Source organism: Acinetobacter sp. WU_MDCI_Abxb74, assembly GCF_025513915.1.
Classification (GTDB): domain Bacteria; phylum Pseudomonadota; class Gammaproteobacteria; order Pseudomonadales; family Moraxellaceae; genus Acinetobacter; species Acinetobacter calcoaceticus_C.
Genome location: NZ_JAHPRP010000001.1, coordinates 96,837 through 117,763, shown reverse-complemented (window position 1 = coordinate 117,763; position 20,927 = coordinate 96,837). Strand labels below are relative to the sequence as shown.

The window sequence follows — 20,927 nt, the reverse complement described above, 5'->3', positions numbered from 1 at the left end:
CCTTCAGCAATGTGTGGCAAATTAAACGCTGGTTTCCAACCACGTTTGCATTGCATTATTCACTTTGTCAGGTGCAGTTAAGTTCACCATGTGACGTTCATTTTCAATGACAATTGCAGTGCCATGTTTTGCCTGATTCGCCATTTGCTGTGCCATTTCTGCTGTTGAATTCGGATCATCCGTTCCGGTCAACACCAAAGCAGGACACGTTATCTTTGACCAATCATCTGCATAGGTTTCATCACCTTGCGCAAACGCAGAATATGCAGTTGTATAACCAGACAAGTCGACATTTTCCAACCATGATTTCACTTTGGCTGCTGCTATACGCTCTACTTCGCTTTCACCAAACCAGCGCTGTAGCGGAGTCTCAACATCAATACGGCCTGTTTTTAACTCTTCAGCTCTTTGGATTACAGCATTACGTGCCTGTGCTGTACGTTTATATACACCATTGAGTACAGCCATCCGTTTAACTAAATCAGGACGGGTAACACTGACTCCTGTCGTAATGAGAGATCCCATTGAATGTCCAGCTAAATTTACAGGACCTAGATTTAAGGCTGTAATAAATTCGATGGTCCATTCAACAAAATCTTGTAATTTTGCTTCTGCCGGTAATTTAGTGCTTTGCCCATGTCCCGGCATATCCAATGAAATTACATGATAATGTTTAGAAAAATATTCAATTTGTGGATACCATGCCGCAGCTTGCATTCCCACTCCATGGATCAGAACCAGAGGCTCTCCTTCGCCTTGCTCAAAATAGTGAGCAATACGGTTATTTGACAGCTGCAGGGTTTTTGACATCATGGCCTAACTCTTCCAAATCTTTATAACGATCACCAATACGATGATGTGGTCGACCACCTGTTGCTGCACCAATTACAACAACAAGTTCATCAGCAGCAGGCGCATCTGGAATTGCAAATTGCAGTGTTAAGTAATGAGAACGGCGGCCCTCATCATTTTTATCCATCATTGGAATTAAAATCGGTGCATTTGCTGGGCCACGCGTATTATTAAATGCCAAATAAGATTTCGCACCGACTGCACTACGGTAAGTATTACCAAAATGTAAGGTGTGAATTAAAGCGGATGCATGTTCAAGTTCACCGTTTAAGCCAACCACCGCACTTTTACCAAAAGCTTCAACTGCTTCACCAGAACCCACTTCATCAAGAATAAGCTTGGTTAAATGTTCGCTTAAGATGGGTGCAATACGGCGAATTTCTGGTGCTAGGTCTTCTACATAGCCTTGGCCTGCCCACGGATTTTTAATTACCGCTGCGGCTGCCACCATTTTTAAAGGCTTTGCTGCTTCTTTGCCACCATCAACATAAGTTGTTTCTACATGAAGCACTGTTTTACGTATGAGTTCCATTGCTCTTCCTTGCAAGTAAATTATCTTGTCATTCGTATTATGGTATACCATAATACATACTGAAAAAAAAGCAAGAGTTTGCTATGCTAATTTTTATTGAAAAACATGTAATGAAACTCAACATGTTAAAAAACAGGAAAATTTAATTATTTATGAATCTTAAAATTGAAAACCCGCCCGTAACTTTACGTGAGCTGTGTTTAGATAAAGTACGTAATGCTATTATTACCGGTTATTTCCCATCAGGAAAAAGATTGGTTGAAAGAACGTTATGTGAAGAGCTCGGAGTGAGCCGCTCTGTGGTTCGTGAAGTGATACGTTATTTAGAGGCAGAAGGTTTAGTTGAGATTTTGCCCAATAAAGGCCCGATCGTTTCTCTACTTAACTGGGAAATTGCTTCACAAATTTATGAAATTCGCCTTTTATTAGAACAAAGTGCTGTTGTGGACTGCACCAAAAACCTAGATGAAGAAACTGCTGAAAAATTAAAACTTCTATTAGAAGATCTTAAAGCTGCTTTTGCTGCGGATGACATCAATCTTATTATTGCGACTTCAACCCAGCTTTATCAAACCATCTTCACAACCGCAAAACACCATATTGCATGGGAAGTTGTTCAACGCTTAAATGGTCGAATTAGTCGTCTTCGTGCCATGACCATGAAATCGACAAAACGTGAAATCTCAGGTTATCAACGCATCAAAAATATGTGTGAAGCAATTTATCTTCATAAAGACCCTGAAATGGCAAAACAAGCCGTTGCTGAGCATGTTACCGAAGCGGCTGCCATTGCTAAAAATATTTTAGAGGCCTGAGATAACACAATTTAGAAAAATTTATATAGTTTTAGCTTAAAAATATAGGGAAATACGATATGTCTGCATACTGGATTGCTCATGTCACTATTCATGATATGGAACAGTACAAACAATATATAGCAACAGCTCCACAAGCTTTTCAAAAGTATGGAGCTAAATTTCTTGCCCGTGGCGGAGCTTCAGAAGTCTTAGAAGGAAAAGCATTTGAACGCCATGTGGTGATTGAGTTTCCAGATATGGAAACTGCACGAGAATGCTATTTTTCACCTGAATATCAGCTTGCCAAAAGTAAACGCGAAGGCTGTTGCGATGTGATGGTTAGCTTTGTTGAAGGTATCTAAATTACTGAATGGATTTCTTAACAGAGAAATCCATTTTATTTTAAGTCGTTATATCAGCTAGCTCATTTATATGTCTTAAATGAACCCCACCAAAAAACACTCCAGCACCTTTTCCCTCTCATCCACTTGATTCGAGTCTAAAAGCTGAATGATTCCACCTTCAATCATATATAAAAATAGTTTTGCATCCTGAAAAGTCGCATCAGTTTTAAGTGCTCTAAGCTGGCTATAGATTTCATTGATTAGCCATGTTCTATATTTAATCGCAACTTGATAGGCTTTTGGATAGGTCAGTTTCGTTTCAAAAATGGCTTTAAATAGCAAATAGTAGAGTCCTTCTAAATCGGTGTGTAAAAGATAAATCGCCTTGAGTTTATCCTTCACGCTTGTGCCTTGGTCGTACTCAACAATTGAAACTACTTTTTCTTTTAAACGTTCTTTTTGTACGATCAAACAGATTTCAACAAACCGCTCTTTAGAGTGAAAGTAGTTATAAAAAGTCGCTTTTGGAATTCCGCACTCTTTCACGATTCTGTCGACCCCAACAGTATGAAACCCGTAATGGTGAAATAGATTAATTGACTTATTTATGACTTGTATGGCACGAGTTGGGAGAACTAACTTTGGCATGGTTTTACCGTTATAAATTCTTGTTGTTTCTAAACGAGATACTTTTGGGGAGAAAAAAAGGCATAGCAAAGCCGTAAAGACTGTGCGTGGCACATCTCAAGTTTGTTATTGCTAAGTTTTAAATAAAAAAGACTTAAAGCCTGAGAACCTTAGGGCGTTCAAGCTGCTTTATTTTTTAAGCTGTGTCGTTATAGCTTTTGGCATCGAGAGCCAAGAAATAATGGATGTGCAAAGCCAACTCCTTTTTATTGGGAGTTCTGCCGACATTAAAATTATGGTGGCAGAACGAAGGGGGTTCGCGGACTGGCCTTAAGACTCCAGCACACCCAAGGGTGTCCCCCTCCGTTCTGAACTGCACCCCATAAGTTAGACTCTTTAAACTTATAAGGTGTGTCCTATGCCAGTTCCAAAGCATTCAAAAGAGTTAAAACTAAAAGTAATTCAGGCTTATTTAGATGGGAGTAAAGGCTATAAAATTCTTTCCAAAGAGTTTAATGTAGATCTCCAAACCATCCGTTTATGGATTGAAAACTATAAAGCACATGGTACTGATGGGCTTAATGTTAAAATTAAAAAGACTTATTATTCTCCAGAATTTAAAATCAATGCGATACAAATGCTTCTTGATAAGATACCCGTAAGAGAAGTAAGAAGACGATTAAATCTGAGCGGGACGTCAATTTTAAGAAGATGGTTAGCTCAGTATCATAAAGAAGGGATTGCTGGTTTTAATACTAAACGGACTTATACCAATATGACTAAGCAAGATAAAATCAAAGTAGTTAAGCCAATCAGAGATGATAAAGACAAGTCTCAACAAGAACTCATTGATGAGGTTACAGCTTTGCGCGCAGAGGTCGCTTTCTTAAAAAAGCTAAAAGCCTTAAAACTGAAGCAGCGTACTTAAGTTCAATTTCTACTGCAGACAGTGTTCAAGTTGTTTCAGAATTAAGGCACATCTATCCATTGAAACTATTACTCGGTATCGCGAAGATAGCCCGTAGTACTTATTTCTATCACATGAAAGCTGTACGCTCTAATGATAAATATACTGAGCTAAAACAAAATATTAAGTCGATATATCACAAGCACAAAGGATGTTACGGCTATCGTAGAATTACTCTTGCTTTGAAAAGTGCAGGAATAATGATTAACCATAAATGCGTATATCGCCTCATGAAAACTATGGGACTCAAATCAAGGATCAGAGCACTAAAATATCGCTCATATAAAAGTGGTTGTGTCGGGATGGTGGCTGATAACATTTTACAACGGCAATTTAAAGCAAATCGGCCAAATCAGAAATGGGCAACTGATGTAACGGAATTTAATGTGAATGGTGAAAAACTTTACCTATCCCCAATTATAGATTTATTTAATGGGGAAATTATTACGTTCCGAATCCAACGCAAACTCAATTATGAGTTAGTAAAAGAGATGCTCATTCATGCTTTGGCTAAACTTAAACAACATGAAAAACCAATTCTCCATTCCGATCAAGGATGGCAATATCAAATGGCCCATTACCAGCAGCAATTAAAGCAACATGGTTTAATTCAGAGTATGTCTCGTAAGGGAAATTGTTTGGATAATGCTGTAATAGAAAGCTTCTTTGGAATATTAAAATCGGAATGCTTTCATGGTGAAAAATTTCAATCAATTGATGAATTAGAGAAAACTGTAAAAGAGTACATTCATTATTATAATCATGAGAGAATCAAGGTGAAGCTACAAGGTTTATCCCCTGTACAATATAGAAATCAGTTTTTAAAAACTGCTTAATTAACTGTCCAACTTTATGGGGTCAGATCATTCCCGCCGCAGAGGGGGCACGAGGGTGCACACACTAAAAGTAAAAACCTTTAATGCTCCTAAGGGACGGTCCGCGACGACCGACTGGCAATGTAGGCCAGCAGGCAAAGGATAGTGTCCTGTCCTATTGCAGTCAAGCACACAAAATGCCATTTGCTTTAAATTAAATCATTAGAAAAGTAAGGCTAAATAATGAGTTGGTTATTGTTAAGTGGGGGTTGTAGAGGAATAGTTTTTAGATCTCTATTTCTAATTTTATTTCTTTTCTATATTGCATAGACAGAAGCAATTTTTTATTTATCATATGCTAAATGTAAATTAATTTTATAAAATTATGACTAAAAATATGGATGATCCATTTTCACCTTGTATATATATCGGGGAACCCATTCAGCATAAATCAGAATATGATTGCTTAACAGCTATCTATACAGTATTAAAAAGTTTAAATAGCTGGTCTTATATCTTTGCAAATTTTCATATAGAAGGTCGTCAAATTGACTTTGCTATCTTCACTAGAAACAATATTCTTCTTATTGAAGCAAAAGGCTATACATTACCAGTAAGTGGAGAGATCAATGGTCAATGGATTCAACATGGATCTTATGGTACAACAAAAATTGGAAATGCATATAACCAAGCTTTAAACGCTAAAAATGCTTTACGTGATGGTATCCAAAAAAAAATTCATATTAATGGTTATCCTAATGCTGCCGTAATCATTTCGCCCATTATTCCTCTTGGTTCAAAACTAACCAAAGGAGATTTTAAAGTTAAAATTTCTGAGTTAAATGCACTTTCAGATATAATTTCCCAATCCTCTAGTGCGACTATCAGTCAAATAGAATGCCAATTACTAGCAAACATATTTAATCTTGAAGCTGTATCATCGCTTGAAGCAGCTACAGACCCTAATATCTTTTCTATTGAAAAAAAATATATAACATATATAAATGCTTTTTCAGAATTATACTCTCTAAATATAAAAGAATACATTTCTGATAATTATGAATTCAATAAAAATAATTATAATTTCTCAGATATATTCTTAAAAACCATAAATAATAGTAATAGCATCCTTATTAAAGGCCCTTCAGGATGTGGAAAAACTCTAATCACAACAAAGTATGCATTATCATGTATTGAGCATAACTTTATTCCTATTTTTATCTCAGCTAAAGATTTTATAGGAAAATTTAAAAACATATTGGACAATGAAGTAAATCTTTTATGCAATCTCACTATAGTTGAATTAATTAAAACATCAAAAATTCTTGGAAAAGTTATAATTATATTTTTAGATGGTTATAATGAATGTCCCATCAGCCTCCAGCCTCAGTTAACACGAAGCCTAAAAGCATTCTCATTGCGCTATAATGCAAAAATTATTATTAGTAGTCAAAACCATCTTGCTTATCATGACTTATTAAAAGTAGACGAAATTTATGTAAAATCTCCTACACAAGAATTTAAAATTATTTTATCTAAAACTAATAAAAATACAGATCATTCAACCCACATTTTAAATTTACTCGAAACTGCTAACTCAGGGCTTGAAGCCTCACTTATTGGGAAAATAGGTAATTCTTTACCATTAAATGCTAGTAAATTTATAATTTTTGAAACTTATGCTAGAAAAAAGCTAGATAAGTTTTATCAAAATGGAATTGAAATTCTAAGTTCATTAGCAAACTATTTAGTACAAAGGGCTCGTTTTACTATCTCAATACGGGAATTTGATAGATTATGCAAGATGAACAATATAGATATTGATACGCGCAAAATAGTACTTGAATCCAATTTAATAAAAGAACGTGGAGATATTGTTAGTTTTTCACATGAGCTTTTTTTTCTTACATTTACTGCTGAATCAGTAATAAGAGAGAACTATAATAATATTGAAAAAATAATTTCATTATTAAGCTCGCCCAGATTTAATTCTGCAAAGATATTTATTCTCGGTGCAATTGAAGATGACTTTATGCTAAAAGAAGTACTTGAGTACTGTACTGACCCCCAAATAATTATAGCTTGTGCTGAAGGTGAATGTGGAACCATAGCTCAAAAGATTATTAATGAAAAAATTCAGTCTCAACTAATAAATATGTGTACTGAGGCACAAAATATTCACTTTAAATTAGATGAAACAGGATGGTTAAATATTTCTATAGATAAAAATTCTTGCAATCCTCAGCTTAAAAATTTTGGATCTTATTTAGGAATTATTACAAAGGAGATATTATCTGGAAATTACTTTAAAGAAATACTAAAAGCTTGCGAAAATATGGATCATTCGATTCAGTTTTTCTTAGATAAAAATCTTATTCAAACAAAATCTAAAAAAAAGTCTTTATCTGATGGGGTTTTTGCAAATGCATACCTACATCAGAAAGAAATTTCTTTAACAAAATTAACAAATCATATTCAATTAGGATTTTTATCAAAATACTCAAAAAATAAAGATACATTTAACTCTTCTCTTGAATCTGCTTGGTTATCTGCAAAAACTTTAGGACAATATTATTTTTTAATTAAAATATCAAAATCTATTAAATCTAAAAAAATTATTTCAACAGTTACTAGACTGCTTGATGACTTAATCAATTATCCCTATCACTTCCAACTAGAATTAATAGATTTATGTACTCACTTAAATAATATTGAAGATAAATATCGTTTACAAATTATTAATACATTAGACTCTGCTCTCAATAAGGTTAATTTAATGCTCGATAGTTGCATTATTGAAGCATTAAATTCATTAGGAGCTTTAGAGCAAGATAAAGACAACCATTTGCACATGATACATAGTGAGATTAACTCTATACTTCAGAATGATGATATCCTATCAGATGAATTAGCATGGGGAATTTACTCCAATCAATATGATCATCCTTTTAGTGAATCATATTGGGAAGAAATTCATAATTTAGATATAACTAGTCTGAAGACTCTATTGATAAAAGCTTGTAGAGGCGCAAATAAATTTAATTCTTTTTTCATAGGAAATTTAATAGAAGACTTAGCAGACATTAATGATCAATCTGTTGTTTCGGTCTTAATCCCCTATACCTCACTTCCTCCTAAAGATCATTGTATGCCCCAAGGTGCAATTGAAGCTTTTGTAAATGCTCATGAAGCTCTTGGTAAATTAGAAGCAGATCTTCCCCAACAAAGAGGTGTTATACAAACTGAAGCCGATATCACTCTACTTGCATGGGCAGAATTATTGTATTGGATACAAAGAAAAATTAGTGCTCCACAAAACTCATCATATACTTTAGATGCTAGGAATATACTTTTAAAATATACTAAAAGTGCAAGTGCAGCAGCTTTATACACTATAACTAATCAAAATTTCTCTTCTGAAGAAGTATCTAGAAAGTTATTTTCTGAATATCCTGATCTTATTCTAGAAATATGTAGGCAAGGACTTCTTTTACATGATAAGCAAAAATATTATTTTAATAATATTTTTAGGGAAGATTCATTTAATATTGCGCTTTTTTGTATTCAAACTCTAGGAGCATTAGGATCTAGGGATGATCTATTATTACTAAAAGAGTTTTGTGACCATAAAGTACTAGGTATTTCTGCAATAGAAGCAATAAAAAATATAGAGTTAAAACTATATAATATTCAATAACAAGTAGATGTAAATAAAGCGACTCTATTATTCAAACCGTCTGTTACCACCACCTTATAATGTGCAAATTTTTTACTACTTCCGACCTTGATAATTTGAAGAACTGAAGTCCTTATAAGTAAGGCGATCTTCTGAAATTGCTGTGCAAGTTTAATTCAGGCTCGCCCTACTTAATATTTAAAATGAGATGGGCCATCTCGACCCCATCTCACTTTTTTAGCACTCAATTGCGTTAACGGCGAGTCCACCTTTTGAGGTTTCTTTGTATTTATATGACATGTCCTTGCCTGTTTCTTTCATGGTCTGAATCACTTTGTCTAAAGACACAAAATGTTCATCGTCGTCATGAAGTGCCATTTGTGCTGCATTAATGGCTTTTACAGCCGCAATTGCATTTCGTTCAATACAAGGTACCTGAACCAGCCCACCAATCGGGTCACACGTTAAGCCCAAATTATGTTCAAGGCCAATTTCTGCCGCATGTTCCACTTGTTCAGGTGATGCACCTAAAATTTCAGCTAACCCTGCCGAAGCCATTGCACATGCTGAGCCGACTTCTCCCTGACATCCAACTTCAGCCCCCGAAATAGACGCATTGAGCTTACATAAAATGCCGACTGCTGCCGCACTTAGAAAAAAGCGAACCACTTTATCTTCGGAAAAATCTTTAGAAAAAGTCACGTAGTAATATAAAACTGCCGGAATAATGCCTGCTGCGCCATTTGTCGGCGCAGTCACTACTCGACCACCAGCAGCATTTTCTTCATTTACCGCTAAGGCAAATAAATTAACCCATTCCATTGCATGAAACGTGGTCACAATCAGGTTAGTATTTTTGTTGTCTAATAACTTTTGATGAATTTTTTTAGCTCGACGTTTTACATTTAAACCGCCTGGCAATATTCCTTCATTGATCAGCCCATTATGAATGCATTGCTGCATAACCTTCCAGATATCCATAATCTTGGCGCGAATCTCACTTTCACTACGCCAACTTTTCTCATTTTCAAGCATTAACTCACTGATCGATAAATGATACGTTTTACATAAGCTTAAGAGTTCAGCCGCACTATAAAATGGATATGAAACCTTAACTTCATTGGTTTCAGTTTGGGTGTGTATTAATTGTCTGTGGCTAACAATAAAACCGCCACCAACTGAATAGTAAGTTTCGGCATATAAAATTTCTTCAGCTTCGTTATACGCAATTAGTTCCATTGCATTGGGGTGATAAGGCAGAGATTCATCTAAAAAAAGCACATCAGACTTATAGTCAAAAGAAATACTCTGTTGCTGATTGAGCTTAATTATTTTATTTTCAAGCACATCTTCAATGAAGCTCGTACTTGATTGGGTATCAATATGTTCAGGATCAAAACCCATTAATCCTAAAAGAATGGCCTTGTCTGTTGCATGACCGACACCAGTGGCTGCAAGTGAACCATATAACTTAACCTGAATTCTAAACGTCTTTTGTAGATCATCTTGCTTCAGTAAATCATCCACAAAACTGTATGCCGCACGCATTGGTCCAACTGTATGGGAGCTAGATGGGCCGATGCCAATTTTAAAAAGATCAAATACACTAATAAACACGGGGTCCTACCTTCAATTCATTATTATTCGTATGTTCGTCGTTATTGTGTCCTTTCGGATGACATTAAAATTATCATTAAGTCTGGGACAAATCACGAATAACTACGGGTAGTCGCACAAAAAGACAACGGTTGAACAATCAACTTCGGTTGGTTTAATCAAAATTATAAATTGTGGAGTTTTTATCGCTCCTAATAGGTGTTCTAGAAAGAGTCTTTAAATAAGCGCGCCAATTTGTATAAATAAAAAACCACAAATATTAGCCATTAGTCGCACCTCACTATTTTTATTCATTTTTGCTGGTAAAGTATTTTACATGGTTTGATACAACCTACTTAACTCAGATGCATAATTCACCTGTTACCGCATCTGATGTTTTTCAGCCTCTAGTCCGCTAGGGGCTTTTTTTATTATTGATTTAAAGCCTGATATATTAAATTTATAGAAATAATGAAAGAGAAGAAAAATGAATCACGCTTTACAGCAACTGCCCCAACAAAAAGAATATCCCGTCATTCATTCTTCTAAAAATTAAAGTCGTAAAAAGCCCGCATTTCAGCAGGCTTTGATTTCAAGTTGAACTGGCAAATTTAAATTAAAAAATTAGCCACATGTTGCATTAGTAATCTTTTTAGAAGCTGGATCAATGGTGACTGTAACTCGGTTTGTACGATAATCCATAGTCATTGGTTGACCCGGAGCAACTTTACGCACAATTTCTGATTGAGTCTTTTGTTTAATTTGATCATCAGTAAGGCCAGATTGCCCCACTAATTTTTGAGCTTCTTCTGCTACGCAGTTCGCTTGATTGTCACGGAATAATTTCCATTCTTCAACGACTTGGCCATTTGGTAAATGACAGTAGCCCACCTGACCATTTGCTTCATTTCTAATTTCTAATTGCCCACCTTTTTCAACACAATATTGACTAGCTGGATTTGGTGAACCAATTTTTGGTGGAGTTAGATCTTTATGTTGTACAGACGAGCAAGCCGTTAACGAAACAAGTGCCAAGCCAAGAAAGAGAATTTTTTTCATAATTTTTTGCTTCTTAGTAAAAAAGCTAAAGATATCAAAAAATTTCATATTTCATATCACTTCTTTACAATAAAAAACTTACTTGAATGTTCAAGCAAAATAAATTTAATGTATTGGAAATTAAGATATTCCCAAATAAAAGTCATTTTTTAATATTCTATTCAGGTCTTTCTAAAATTCGGGGGCCAGATCCATCTTGTCCTAAAATATCTTCAGGATTTCTTAAGGGGCATTGCTCTAATGATAAACAGCCACAGCCAATGCACCAGTCTATTTCATCTCTTAAGCGAGTTAATTTTTGAATTCGATCATCCAGACTTTCTCGCCAATGACTTGATAAATCTTTCCATTGCTTAGCTGTTAATTTGCTACCTACCGGATACTGACTTAAAGCTTCTTTAATTTCATTTAAAGGAATACCGACCCTTTGAGCAACTTTAATAATCGCAATATATCTTAAAATAATTAAAGGATACCGACGTTGATTACCATTTGTTCTTATACTTTTTATAAGCCCTTTCGCTTCATAAAAATGAAGGGTTGAAACAGGAACTCCACTCCTTTTTGCAACGTCACCCACGGTCAAAACTCGACTAGGGTCAGCTTTTTTATTTCCATTCATCATGATTGACCTCAACTTTACTCGAGGTTTATAAGAGTACACTTTTATTTTGTCAAATAAATCACAGAGATTTTCTTATAGACTATGAACCACTTTCCTAAAGTTATAGGTCTTATCTATAAAAAATGATAACAAAAATGGATGTGATGATTAACTCAGTTCAATCTATAAAATAGTTTGCTGTCAGTTAAATTTAAGAATTTAGTTTTGTAGAGTACACGGACACCCACAAATCCAAAACATGTTGTAAACAAAAGGCATTGGGGCACCTAATGGATAGACTTTTATCTGCTCGATCTTATACGTTTTTTTACGTGACTCAATGTGTAATATATTATCGTAACGGGCAACTACAACTCCCTTTTTATATAATTTTTTCCTTTCATTCTTTGCGTCAAATTTATATACCAAAAAGTAAACTTTTTCTCCTACATCAATCTTTGAATGATTAACCATAATGTAACCATTACAATACTTACATTGCCAATCTTCCATATCTCAAATTATCACACGCTTAAATTAAAAAAACACACTGAATTTTATAGTATAGATTTATTAAAGATATAAATCTAAAGAAATATTTTAATTGAAAAAATAAGGTTTATTTGTGACACATATCACAATAAAAAATTCAAATTATATTCAGATACATCAATCACTTATCAAAAATATTTAAGGCTTATTATTTTTAAATATATAAAACCCATCCATAATTTATTTAATTATATAGTATATTTGGCAATAACTTTAAATTTAATTACAAATCCAGCCTTAATATATAACATGACATTTATTTAATTATTTGCATTCAACTTAACCTTAAATATAAAAATAGATTTTCTTTAAAATATTAAATTAATTTCACAGTAAAATTGAAAATAATTCATTTCACATTATACAAATAATAAATATATAATTAATGGCATTACAATTTAATTTTTTTATTATGTCAACTCAACGTTTAAAATTAGAACTCCCTTCTGGACACGATCAATTATTACTTCACTCTTGTTGCGCTCCTTGTTCAGGAGAAGTTATGGAAGCATTAATCGACTCAGAAATTAAATTTTCAATATTTTTTTATAATCCTAATATTCATCCAGTAAAAGAATATTTAATCCGCAAAGAAGAAAATATTCGTTTTGCAGAAAAGCATAATATTCCATTTATCGATGCAGACTATGACACTGACAACTGGTTTGCCCGAGCAAAAGGGATGGAAGATGAACCTGAACGTGGCATTCGTTGTACCATGTGTTTTGATATGAGATTTGAACGAACTGCCCTTTACGCACATGAACACGGCTTTAGTCTCATCAGTAGTTCGCTAGGAATTTCACGTTGGAAAAATATGGCGCAAATCAATGACTGCGGAATTCGCGCTGCTGCTCACTATCCTGAAATTCAGTACTGGGACTATAACTGGCGTAAAAATGGTGGCTCAAGCCGTATGATTGAAATCAGTAAACGAGAAGAATTTTATCAGCAAGAATATTGTGGTTGTGTATATTCTTTACGAGATACTAACCGCTGGCGTATGGGTAATGGGCGTGATCGTATTAAACTAGGTGTTAAGTTTTACAGTAATGCCATGGAAGAAGATTAATTTTTACTTCTCTTAAAAAATTAATTAATTTGTTCTTAGCTACATTTATTTTTTATAAAAAAAGAGCCACATCTGGAGAATGTGGCTAAAAGGTGTACTAAATAAGCTTTGATGTAGTTAGATTAATTGTGCTAGCTTAAAATAATATTAATTAAAAATAATTTTTAAAATTTTAATAAAATTTCTATTTTCATATAACCAATTGATCGTCATAAAAATTTGCATTTAAGTATTTGAATAACGATTAAATTTATCTACATAACGTAACTTAGGCTATTATTTAGCTTTTAAATATTGTGCAATTTTTTGAATGTTTTCAATAATTTCATTAGGTGTGTGGGCTGCATAGCCAATAAGTACAGCGGCCTTCTTGCTTGGCGTCTGACAATATCTTGATAACGGCTGAACAGCCAAGTTTAAAAATGAACACTGGTCAATAAATTCTTGCTCTGTCCACGCACCTTTTAACCAGCACACTGCATGGATACCTGAATCGGTTGGTTGGACGTCGAGTACTTCCGAGAGATGCTCATCAATAGCTTTAATCAATGCTTGTTGGCGCTCATAGCATGCTTTTCTAACTTTACGCACGTGCCGAGCATAGTGGCCTTTTTGTATAAATAGAGACAAAGCCACCTGCTCTAAATAAGAACTTCGAACATCCGTATAATATTTGGCCGCACTAAAGGTTTCAATCAATGCTTCAGGCACAACCATGAATCCTAACCGAAACTCAGGGAACATCATTTTGGTAAAAGTACCAGAATAAATAACTCTTTGCTGCTGATCTAAACCTTGTAGAGCTTGAATAGGATGTGTGCCATAGCGAAATTCACTATTATAATCATCTTCAAAAATCCATTTCCCTTGTTGAGATGCCCAATCGAGTAACGCAAAACGGCGAGCTAAACTCAAAGTTCCACCTACAGGAAACTGATGTGAGGGTGCGGTATAAACAAGTTTGCTTTTTGAATAATGATCTGTAATGTCAGAGATTCGCATTCCCTCCTCATCACTCTCGATCAAATTTACCTGAGCACCAAAACTTCGAAAAATATTAAAAGCTGCGTCGTAGCCTGGTTCATCTAGGCACACCTCATCATTTGCTTGAAGTAAGGCGTAGCCAGCTAAATGAATTGCCTGCTGCGTCCCATTTACAATAATGATTTGCTGTTCATTGCAGTTCAGTCCTCGGGTGGAACGGACATACTCACAGATTGCCTGACGCAATGGTAAATAGCCCCGCGGGTCATGAAATTGGCCCAGTTGATAATATGACTGCCGCCAAGCTTGATTTAATAACTTTCCCCAAAGCTGATGAGGAAATAAATCAATACACCCTACTCCCACATGGAACATTTTTTTCTTTGGAGTCGACCATGACTGCTCTCGCCATGAATCTAATAAAGCTCCAATATTCGGATTAATATTTAACGATTGGGGCTTTTTTTCAACACATGAATTTAAGTCTTGCTGAATACCAATTAATTGATCTGGAATCACTTCGGCAACATAAGTACCAGAACTTGGTTTGGTAAATAAGTATCCTTCATCGAGTAACCGTTCAAGCGCAGCTAATACAGAGTTTCGTGAAATCGACATCATCTCTGCCAAGGCCCGACTTGAGGGTAATTTTGTTCCAGCACTCAGTCTTCCATCTAAAATAGCATCACGCAAAGCCGAATATAGTCCATCTTTAATCTGGCCCTTTGGCAAAATCAAATGTGGAAAAGATGCAGAAATCGAAGTTGCCATAACAAACTGGTACTGTGAAAGATATTGAAAGTGTACCTTACAAAAATACCACTAGCAAAACTACACTCTAGTTCTCAACTTTCTAAAACTTTAAAACAGAGTGTAATTATTATGCAAAATCAAGACATTCAGATTATCCCTGTTCAACAGCAGGACTATTCACAGTGGGAGAAATATTGGCTTGCCTATCAAAATTTCTATCAGGTAAATTTACCTTTTCATGTCACAAAAGTGACTTGGGAACGCTTTTTCAATGAAAATGAGCCCGTTTATTGTGCTGTTGCCAAACAAGGCGAGCAAGTTTTAGGAATTGTGCATTATGTTATTCATCGCTCAACATGGGCAAAGAATAATTATTGTTATTTAGAAGACCTCTATGTTTCACCTGAAGTCCGTGGTCAACACATTGGTAAGCAACTCATTGAATATGTACAGAAGCAGGCCATTGAGCAAAACTGTGATCGTTTATATTGGCACACGCAAGAAACTAATCACACGGCTCAAAAACTCTATGACTGGATTGCACAAAAACCAGGAATAATTGAATATCGCATGTCTTTAATGTAGACCAATTGAAAACACCAAAAGTTATGATTCTTTTGGTGTTTTACCTTAAATAAATTTTATTTAAGGTCACATAATTCCCTGCTTACACCTCAGCGAATGAGTTTGATGACTTTGTCATTAATGATAGTGCATTGATTAAACTCTGCAAAACGCTTGAGTTCTTGCTCTAATTCGAAAAAGAAAAGCTCTTTATCTTTGATTGTTTTTTCTAGATGTAGACTAATCACTTCTAGCTCTTTTACAGTCCGATGTGCTTTGCAATCTATGCGTCCCACTAACTCATCTTGATAAAGAATAGGTAAGCAAAAATAACCAAATACTCGTTTGGCTGCTGGTACATAACATTCGATCCGATAATCAAATTCAAATAAAGAGGTTAAGCGATCACGATGAATCAGCGAGTTATCAAACGGTGAAAGTATTTTTAAGCCAAAATCAGTATTCACTTTTTGTTCTATTGCAGCTATATCGACATATAAAGTTTGTCCATCGTCAAGTTTAATTGCTGACACTACACCTACGTCAATCTGCTCTTTCAGCACGACACGCATAGTTTCTTTTAAATCTTTTCCTTTTAAATGAACTAATTGTTTCCATGTAAATGCGCCATGTGCTCGGAGTGTAGTATTAAATAAATACTGCGCATACTCATGAAGCGTAGGCATACTCAAATCAATATTTTCAGGTAAGCAGCGTTCGGTCAAATCATAGACTTTTTCCATTCCGTTACGTTCACAAATCATCAGGTCACCCTGCATGTATAACTGCTCAAAAGCACGGCGACCAGGACCTGTATTCCACCAACCACCCGAATTATTTTTATTATTCTTATCAATATCTCGTAATCGAATTCGACCCTCTGCACGAACGCGGGCTAAGATTTCATTCATGAGATGTTGATCACCTCTATTGAAATAACGGCTTTCTCCCTTTCTAACCGACATCATGGCAGGCAGCGCATAACGGTAATCTTTCATTGGTAGATAAGACGCCGCATGATACCAATATTCAAAAATCTGGCGCTCTCGAACCAAATAGTTTAAATGACTTAAATCATAATCAGGCACTCGATTCCACAATATATGGTGATGAGCGCGCTCAACAACTGATATGGTATCAATCTGTACATAACCCAAATGTTCAATAGCCTGTAAAGTCCCCTCCACACCTTTTGCAAACGGACTAATCTTTCCTAAGCCTTGATTAAATAGAGCCAACCGTTTTAAAGATGAAGTCATAGAAAGCTCAATTGGCTAATCACTGAATCAATTTTAATGTCCTGTATTTTAGGTTCTGTAAACATATTTTTCTCTTTTTAATTTATATCATTCAAACTTTCGGCAATGAGTTTTTCTGCCATTTCTTGAGTTTTTCTTAATCCCGGCATGCGGAACTCAGTATGTCCATAATCTTGGATAGATTTCCAACGTCCGCCCCACGTGAGACCAACCGATTCAGCAACTTGTCCATATAAACGATAACCTTGCATAGCCCAAGGGTCTCTTTCAGAAATAACCACTTTTCCATTTCGCTTAAAGGCTATATCTGCCGCCAAACCAAATTGATGATAACTCTGATACCCTTTTGCTCTGGTCGTATTCGGATTACCCGCCAGCATATTCTGACGAACAGGACTACGATACCCCTCCAATAGAACCAACTCATAGCCATATTGTTCTTTCATAATTTTAAAAACCATGAGTAAACGCTGCTTATAGCGTGGGTTCATTTTGTTCCATTTACGATCTACTAAACTTGTATCTAAAATAGCTCGCCCATCGAAACTCGAATTATCAATAGGTGAAGAATTAATAGCGCCACTACTTTGAGCAGAATATTGTTGCTCTAATTGTGTGGCCTCTACAATCGCAGCTTCAATTAGGCTTTCATCCACTTCTGGTGGTGGTGATAATATTTCACCATTCAAAAGTGCATAAATTTGAGGATCTGTTTTTTTGAGATATTCAGCTTCAATTCGAGTTGAGCTAATAGGTCGAGTGAAAGCAAACACTAAAATACTGGCAAACAAGAAAAAGCCTGCAATGACAATCCACCACTGTTGTAAATGCCAATGGGATTGTAGCTTTTCAGGCGCAGCTGCCTGATTCATGGTTTGAGCAAATTGTCTAACTTGATTAAGCTGCTTACGACCTTGTGGCAGTAATGACAAAACAAAATCTTTGCTTCTACTCCTTAGCTCATAAGACATTAAAAACGCTAAACCAATTGCCAAGCATGTAAAGCAAAAGAAAATGAGAAAAATCATCATCAGTTCATTAATTCACGGCAAAAGGACTTCGTGTAATTTTAATATCTACCGATGCCTTAGGTGGTTCAACCTCAGCTTCTTGTTCGGCTGGAGCTTGATTCTCAACAACAGGTTTAACCTGTGCCACTTGTTGCTGTTGCGGTTTACTCACTGGTTTTTGTTGAGTAGGCTGCACTTTCGCTTGGGCCGTTTTAGGTATTGTCCCGGTTTGTAGTTGAGGCGCAGGCTGAACTTTCTTTTCACCCGTGAGCTGTTCATCGAACGGAGAAACTCGCTGTTCATTAGTAGTAGCGGACTTATGCGGAACAGGTTTAAAGATACTACTTAATTCATTATCTTTAGGTTGTTCAAAACCATCTCGGCTCATTGAATCTGTTTCGTTGTCTTGACTTACGGCAACCTGATTTTGTTCATCAGCAGAATGAGCAGTCTCTTGATTTAAAATCTGTTCTTCTGTTGATTTATTCTCAATTGCAGTTGATTCTGACGAATACGGTTGAGACAAGAACAGGAATAGCGAGATGCTTACGAACACCCCGGCAATAACACCAATGACAATATAAAGTATTGGTGATTTCGGCTTTTTTTTATTCGACTGTAAAACTCGAATAGAAGTTGGTTTTTCCTGAGCCATTTCGTACCATCATCAAGGTAAATAAATTGTAATATGTGCTTGCTCTTGAGGAGCAGAAATCACATTTTGATAATTAGATAATGCTTTATCATTTTGATTATTCAGCATAAATCTTAGCCCTACAAAGGTAAGAAATGCAAAAATCAATAAAAAAATCAAAATCCAGAAGAAAGGTACTTCGCGATGGATAATATTTCGTATCTGATCAGGAATTGCCGAGAACGGCGAAAATGCAACCTTTTTTCCTTTCAAATAGTCAATTTCGTCGCCCACTCGTGATACTAAATGGTTGAGACTTTCCGTAGACTCGATTCGGTACTTGCCCTGAAAACCTAATAAAAGGCAGTAATGAAATACTTCTAAAGCAGCTAGACGTTCTTTTCCACGGCTACGTAATTGCTCCAAAATTTCAAAGAAGCGATAGCCCGCTAATTGAGAACCAAACAAGCTCAATTGTAATGGGCTAATCAACCAAGCATTTTGTAAATTAAAATAGCTTGGGTCTTGTTGCGTTACAATCGTTTCATCAATCAAAGCACAAAATGCATATTTAGAATCATGAATATCATCAGCTGAAAATTGCAACTTTTTGGCTTGTTGTTCAAATTGATTAAGTAAATTTAAGATTTTTTCACGAAACTGCTGCGCATCTGCTGGCACATACTGATTTCGAATTAAGAAAACCAAATAAAAGCCATCATGCAATAAATCAATAAGATTGATTGCCTGTAGTTTTGCTTGAGACTGGCTATTATTGCTCCCACCTGTTCCAATTTGCCCATCATCAAATAAAGAAGGAGCACCTGCGGATTGTGACATTTTTCTCTCCTTTACCGTTAAGCGTTCATAACCGCAATCAATTCAATACTGATATCTTGGAAACCAGCCGGAACATAAATACAAATCGTCTCTGAATCTAACATGCGCTGATATAACTCATGATGTGGTTCAATTTCAAAATAGCTCACACCAGAGCGCACAGGAATAGCAGTTGGAACTTGAATTAAGTGATGCAATGGAATTGCAGGCAATGCAGCAACCACACGTTGCTCTACATCTAAAGTGCTACCAACCTTGAATCGTAAAGGTACAATCTGGATCAACTCATGTGTCTGCATTGCACTACTTGATACTGCAATATAAAGTCGAGTGTCTCGAGTAATCTTATCGGTCTCAAGACTTCCCACCCAATATGAAGGACGGATTTCTTTAAGTGCGATGCTGATGTATCGACTCGAAATAATCGTATCGAGTAAATCACGCAAAATTGTGTCTAACTGCGAAAAACTTTCTTGTAAATTATGGTGTTTATAGGCAGGTAATTGATCGACATCATAGGCCGTCGAGAAAGTTAATAATGAACCTGCTAAACGCAATAATTCAAAGAACAAACGCTCTGGATGGATTTGTGGATATTGCACAAAATGATTAAGCCCCGCATGAGCTGTATTTAATGCATTTACTAACCAGAATGAAACAATATCACCTGAACGAAATTCAATTAATTTCTGTTCATTTTCTCTGTTATTGGTTTGAATCGTCTTAATTTTTGCCTTAATAACGTTCAGTGTTCTTTTTAAATTTGAAATGAGTGTTTCAGATGCATCTACATGCAAAATTGGCGGAATAAACTTTCGGTCAATTTCAAAAGCACCTGAACTTTGACGCTTAATTTTTCCAATAGGCAAATATAAAAAGCCATCTAAATTATGGTCTGGATTACTATGTAGATCTAGTAATTTAAAAACAGCACGGCGGCGTAGCAAACTAATATCTGCTTCGGTAGCATTAGTAAATAAATCATGTGTCTCGACCAGATGAGATTGATATCTGCCCTTTTGCGCTTGGTTTTGATCAATGAGGTTTTGCTTATTTGCCTGTAATAATGGTAATGCTAAATAAATTAACATTTCACCACGTAAATTAAGATCATCCAATAAAATTGGCTCAGGCAATAAATCATATGCAGGAGCCTGATAAATTTCTCCGTCTTGCCAAATCATCTCGACAGACTCTAAAGCAAGAATATGCGTACTCAATTGAGACTCATCAAAACTCAACTTTTGAATACCGTACGAAAAAGGCACAACTGCCCGAACCGTATGATTTAGGCGTTGTTCATGATAGGTATCTTGAATTTGGAAATGTTGAGGTCTTAAAAATAAACCTTCGCCCCAAAGGACTTTTTCAGCTTTAAACATATGTCTTT

The 20,927-nt window shown here is 35.5% G+C and carries 20 protein-coding genes and 1 pseudogene; 7 read left to right on the top strand and 14 right to left on the bottom strand.

The window, feature by feature from the left end; genetic code table 11:
* Positions 1-21 precede the first annotated feature (21 nt).
* On the bottom strand, positions 22-813 hold the full coding sequence (locus KTH84_RS00540; protein ID WP_133974216.1) for an alpha/beta fold hydrolase: 792 nt from the start codon (positions 811-813) through the stop codon (positions 22-24).
* Positions 782-1,384 carry an amino acid synthesis family protein gene (locus KTH84_RS00535; protein ID WP_151962534.1) on the bottom strand — a complete coding sequence of 201 codons (603 nt, stop codon included), beginning with the start codon at positions 1,382-1,384 and terminating at the stop codon, positions 782-784. The genes KTH84_RS00540 and KTH84_RS00535 overlap by 32 nt, the downstream gene beginning before the upstream one ends.
* 152 nt (positions 1,385-1,536) lie before the next feature.
* Here KTH84_RS00535 and KTH84_RS00530 point away from each other — a divergent pair, with 152 nt between their 5' ends.
* Positions 1,537-2,199, top strand: coding sequence for a GntR family transcriptional regulator (locus KTH84_RS00530; RefSeq protein ID WP_262471604.1), 663 nt, complete (start codon positions 1,537-1,539; stop codon positions 2,197-2,199).
* 59 nt (positions 2,200-2,258) lie between these two features.
* Positions 2,259-2,543: a DUF1330 domain-containing protein gene (locus KTH84_RS00525; RefSeq protein WP_133974218.1), complete on the top strand. Its 285-nt coding sequence runs from the start codon at positions 2,259-2,261 to the stop codon at positions 2,541-2,543.
* Between the two features lie 75 nt (positions 2,544-2,618).
* Here KTH84_RS00525 and KTH84_RS00520 read toward each other — a convergent pair whose 3' ends face one another.
* Positions 2,619-3,173 carry a TetR/AcrR family transcriptional regulator gene (locus KTH84_RS00520; RefSeq protein ID WP_262471603.1) on the bottom strand — a complete coding sequence of 185 codons (555 nt, stop codon included), beginning with the start codon at positions 3,171-3,173 and terminating at the stop codon, positions 2,619-2,621.
* A 397-nt stretch (positions 3,174-3,570) separates the two neighbouring features.
* On the opposite strand from KTH84_RS00520, the gene KTH84_RS19035 reads away from it, so the two are divergent.
* The 3 genes from KTH84_RS19035 (at position 3,571) to KTH84_RS00510 (ending at position 8,631) form a co-directional block, all read left to right on the top strand.
* A complete protein-coding gene (locus tag KTH84_RS19035; RefSeq protein WP_324654553.1) occupies positions 3,571-4,080 on the top strand; it encodes a transposase in 510 nt (169 codons plus the stop codon).
* A gap of 5 nt (positions 4,081-4,085) precedes the next feature.
* Positions 4,086-4,955: an IS3 family transposase gene (locus tag KTH84_RS19030; protein WP_410374396.1), complete on the top strand. Its 870-nt coding sequence runs from the start codon at positions 4,086-4,088 to the stop codon at positions 4,953-4,955.
* 376 nt (positions 4,956-5,331) lie between these two features.
* Positions 5,332-8,631: an NERD domain-containing protein gene (locus KTH84_RS00510; RefSeq protein WP_262471601.1), complete on the top strand. Its 3,300-nt coding sequence runs from the start codon at positions 5,332-5,334 to the stop codon at positions 8,629-8,631.
* Here the strand turns inward: KTH84_RS00510 and KTH84_RS00505 are convergent.
* The 5 genes and pseudogenes from KTH84_RS00505 to KTH84_RS00485 all read right to left on the bottom strand — a co-directional run.
* A pseudogene (locus KTH84_RS00505) lies at positions 8,625-8,720 on the bottom strand (phenylacetic acid degradation protein); the annotation flags it as partial. The gene KTH84_RS00510 and the pseudogene KTH84_RS00505 overlap by 7 nt on opposite strands.
* A 127-nt stretch (positions 8,721-8,847) precedes the next feature.
* A complete protein-coding gene (locus KTH84_RS00500; protein WP_262471600.1) occupies positions 8,848-10,227 on the bottom strand; it encodes an L-serine ammonia-lyase in 1,380 nt (459 codons plus the stop codon).
* A 603-nt stretch (positions 10,228-10,830) separates the two neighbouring features.
* Positions 10,831-11,265 carry an I78 family peptidase inhibitor gene (locus KTH84_RS00495; RefSeq protein WP_262471599.1) on the bottom strand — a complete coding sequence of 145 codons (435 nt, stop codon included), beginning with the start codon at positions 11,263-11,265 and terminating at the stop codon, positions 10,831-10,833.
* A gap of 157 nt (positions 11,266-11,422) precedes the next feature.
* Complete coding sequence (soxR, locus tag KTH84_RS00490; RefSeq protein ID WP_262471598.1) at positions 11,423-11,890, bottom strand: redox-sensitive transcriptional activator SoxR; 468 nt, start codon at positions 11,888-11,890, stop codon at positions 11,423-11,425.
* Positions 11,891-12,088: 198 nt separating this feature from the next.
* Positions 12,089-12,382 (bottom strand): hypothetical protein, encoded by a 294-nt coding sequence (locus tag KTH84_RS00485; protein ID WP_075431354.1) that lies wholly within the window; start codon positions 12,380-12,382, stop codon positions 12,089-12,091.
* Positions 12,383-12,833: 451 nt separating this feature from the next.
* On the opposite strand from KTH84_RS00485, the gene KTH84_RS00480 reads away from it, so the two are divergent.
* Positions 12,834-13,493, top strand: a complete 660-nt coding sequence (locus KTH84_RS00480; RefSeq protein WP_003651086.1) for an epoxyqueuosine reductase QueH — start codon at positions 12,834-12,836, stop codon at positions 13,491-13,493.
* 276 nt (positions 13,494-13,769) lie between these two features.
* Here the strand turns inward: KTH84_RS00480 and KTH84_RS00475 are convergent, their stop codons facing one another.
* Positions 13,770-15,248 (bottom strand): PLP-dependent aminotransferase family protein, encoded by a 1,479-nt coding sequence (locus KTH84_RS00475; RefSeq protein WP_262471597.1) that lies wholly within the window; start codon positions 15,246-15,248, stop codon positions 13,770-13,772.
* 111 nt (positions 15,249-15,359) lie between these two features.
* On the opposite strand from KTH84_RS00475, the gene KTH84_RS00470 reads away from it, so the two are divergent.
* Positions 15,360-15,815: a GNAT family N-acetyltransferase gene (locus KTH84_RS00470; RefSeq protein ID WP_262471596.1), complete on the top strand. Its 456-nt coding sequence runs from the start codon at positions 15,360-15,362 to the stop codon at positions 15,813-15,815.
* Positions 15,816-15,904: 89 nt separating this feature from the next.
* On the opposite strand, the gene KTH84_RS00465 is transcribed toward KTH84_RS00470, so the two are convergent.
* The 5 genes from KTH84_RS00465 to tssK all read right to left on the bottom strand — a co-directional run bounded on the left by KTH84_RS00465 (position 15,905) and on the right by tssK (position 20,919).
* The gene (locus tag KTH84_RS00465; protein ID WP_262471595.1) at positions 15,905-17,053 is read right to left on the bottom strand and encodes a winged helix-turn-helix domain-containing protein; all 1,149 of its coding nucleotides are present in this window, start codon (positions 17,051-17,053) and stop codon (positions 15,905-15,907) included.
* Positions 17,054-17,130: 77 nt separating this feature from the next.
* Positions 17,131-18,084, bottom strand: a complete 954-nt coding sequence (locus KTH84_RS00460) for a M15 family metallopeptidase (protein ID WP_197730909.1) — start codon at positions 18,082-18,084, stop codon at positions 17,131-17,133.
* Positions 18,085-18,091: 7 nt separating this feature from the next.
* Entirely contained in the window at positions 18,092-18,718 is a 627-nt protein-coding gene (locus KTH84_RS00455; protein ID WP_262471594.1) for a hypothetical protein, read from the bottom strand.
* Positions 18,719-18,730: 12 nt separating this feature from the next.
* Positions 18,731-19,537: a type IVB secretion system protein IcmH/DotU gene (icmH, locus tag KTH84_RS00450; RefSeq protein WP_262471593.1), complete on the bottom strand. Its 807-nt coding sequence runs from the start codon at positions 19,535-19,537 to the stop codon at positions 18,731-18,733.
* A gap of 17 nt (positions 19,538-19,554) precedes the next feature.
* The gene (tssK, locus tag KTH84_RS00445; RefSeq protein WP_262471592.1) at positions 19,555-20,919 is read right to left on the bottom strand and encodes a type VI secretion system baseplate subunit TssK; all 1,365 of its coding nucleotides are present in this window, start codon (positions 20,917-20,919) and stop codon (positions 19,555-19,557) included.
* Positions 20,920-20,927 lie beyond the last annotated feature (8 nt).

Excerpts from the sequence above, each read along its gene's own strand:
- tssK (WP_262471592.1), bottom strand. The coding sequence starts at position 20,919 with ATGTTTAAAGCTGAAAAAGTCCTTTGGGGCGAAGGTTTATTTTTAAGA.
- soxR (WP_262471598.1), bottom strand. The coding sequence starts at position 11,890 with ATGATGAATGGAAATAAAAAAGCTGACCCTAGTCGAGTTTTGACCGTG.
- KTH84_RS00455 (WP_262471594.1), bottom strand. The coding sequence starts at position 18,718 with ATGGCTCAGGAAAAACCAACTTCTATTCGAGTTTTACAGTCGAATAAA.
- KTH84_RS00495 (WP_262471599.1), bottom strand. The coding sequence starts at position 11,265 with ATGAAAAAAATTCTCTTTCTTGGCTTGGCACTTGTTTCGTTAACGGCT.
- icmH (WP_262471593.1), bottom strand. The coding sequence starts at position 19,537 with ATGTCACAATCCGCAGGTGCTCCTTCTTTATTTGATGATGGGCAAATT.
- KTH84_RS00510 (WP_262471601.1), top strand. The coding sequence starts at position 5,332 with ATGGATGATCCATTTTCACCTTGTATATATATCGGGGAACCCATTCAG.
- KTH84_RS00540 (WP_133974216.1), bottom strand. The coding sequence starts at position 813 with ATGATGTCAAAAACCCTGCAGCTGTCAAATAACCGTATTGCTCACTAT.
- KTH84_RS00525 (WP_133974218.1), top strand. The coding sequence starts at position 2,259 with ATGTCTGCATACTGGATTGCTCATGTCACTATTCATGATATGGAACAG.
- KTH84_RS00460 (WP_197730909.1), bottom strand. The coding sequence starts at position 18,084 with ATGATGATTTTTCTCATTTTCTTTTGCTTTACATGCTTGGCAATTGGT.
- KTH84_RS00470 (WP_262471596.1), top strand. The coding sequence starts at position 15,360 with ATGCAAAATCAAGACATTCAGATTATCCCTGTTCAACAGCAGGACTAT.
- KTH84_RS00520 (WP_262471603.1), bottom strand. The coding sequence starts at position 3,173 with ATGCCAAAGTTAGTTCTCCCAACTCGTGCCATACAAGTCATAAATAAG.
- KTH84_RS00485 (WP_075431354.1), bottom strand. The coding sequence starts at position 12,382 with ATGGAAGATTGGCAATGTAAGTATTGTAATGGTTACATTATGGTTAAT.
- KTH84_RS00475 (WP_262471597.1), bottom strand. The coding sequence starts at position 15,248 with ATGGCAACTTCGATTTCTGCATCTTTTCCACATTTGATTTTGCCAAAG.
- KTH84_RS00530 (WP_262471604.1), top strand. The coding sequence starts at position 1,537 with ATGAATCTTAAAATTGAAAACCCGCCCGTAACTTTACGTGAGCTGTGT.
- KTH84_RS00535 (WP_151962534.1), bottom strand. The coding sequence starts at position 1,384 with ATGGAACTCATACGTAAAACAGTGCTTCATGTAGAAACAACTTATGTT.
- KTH84_RS00480 (WP_003651086.1), top strand. The coding sequence starts at position 12,834 with ATGTCAACTCAACGTTTAAAATTAGAACTCCCTTCTGGACACGATCAA.
- KTH84_RS19035 (WP_324654553.1), top strand. The coding sequence starts at position 3,571 with ATGCCAGTTCCAAAGCATTCAAAAGAGTTAAAACTAAAAGTAATTCAG.
- KTH84_RS00465 (WP_262471595.1), bottom strand. The coding sequence starts at position 17,053 with ATGACTTCATCTTTAAAACGGTTGGCTCTATTTAATCAAGGCTTAGGA.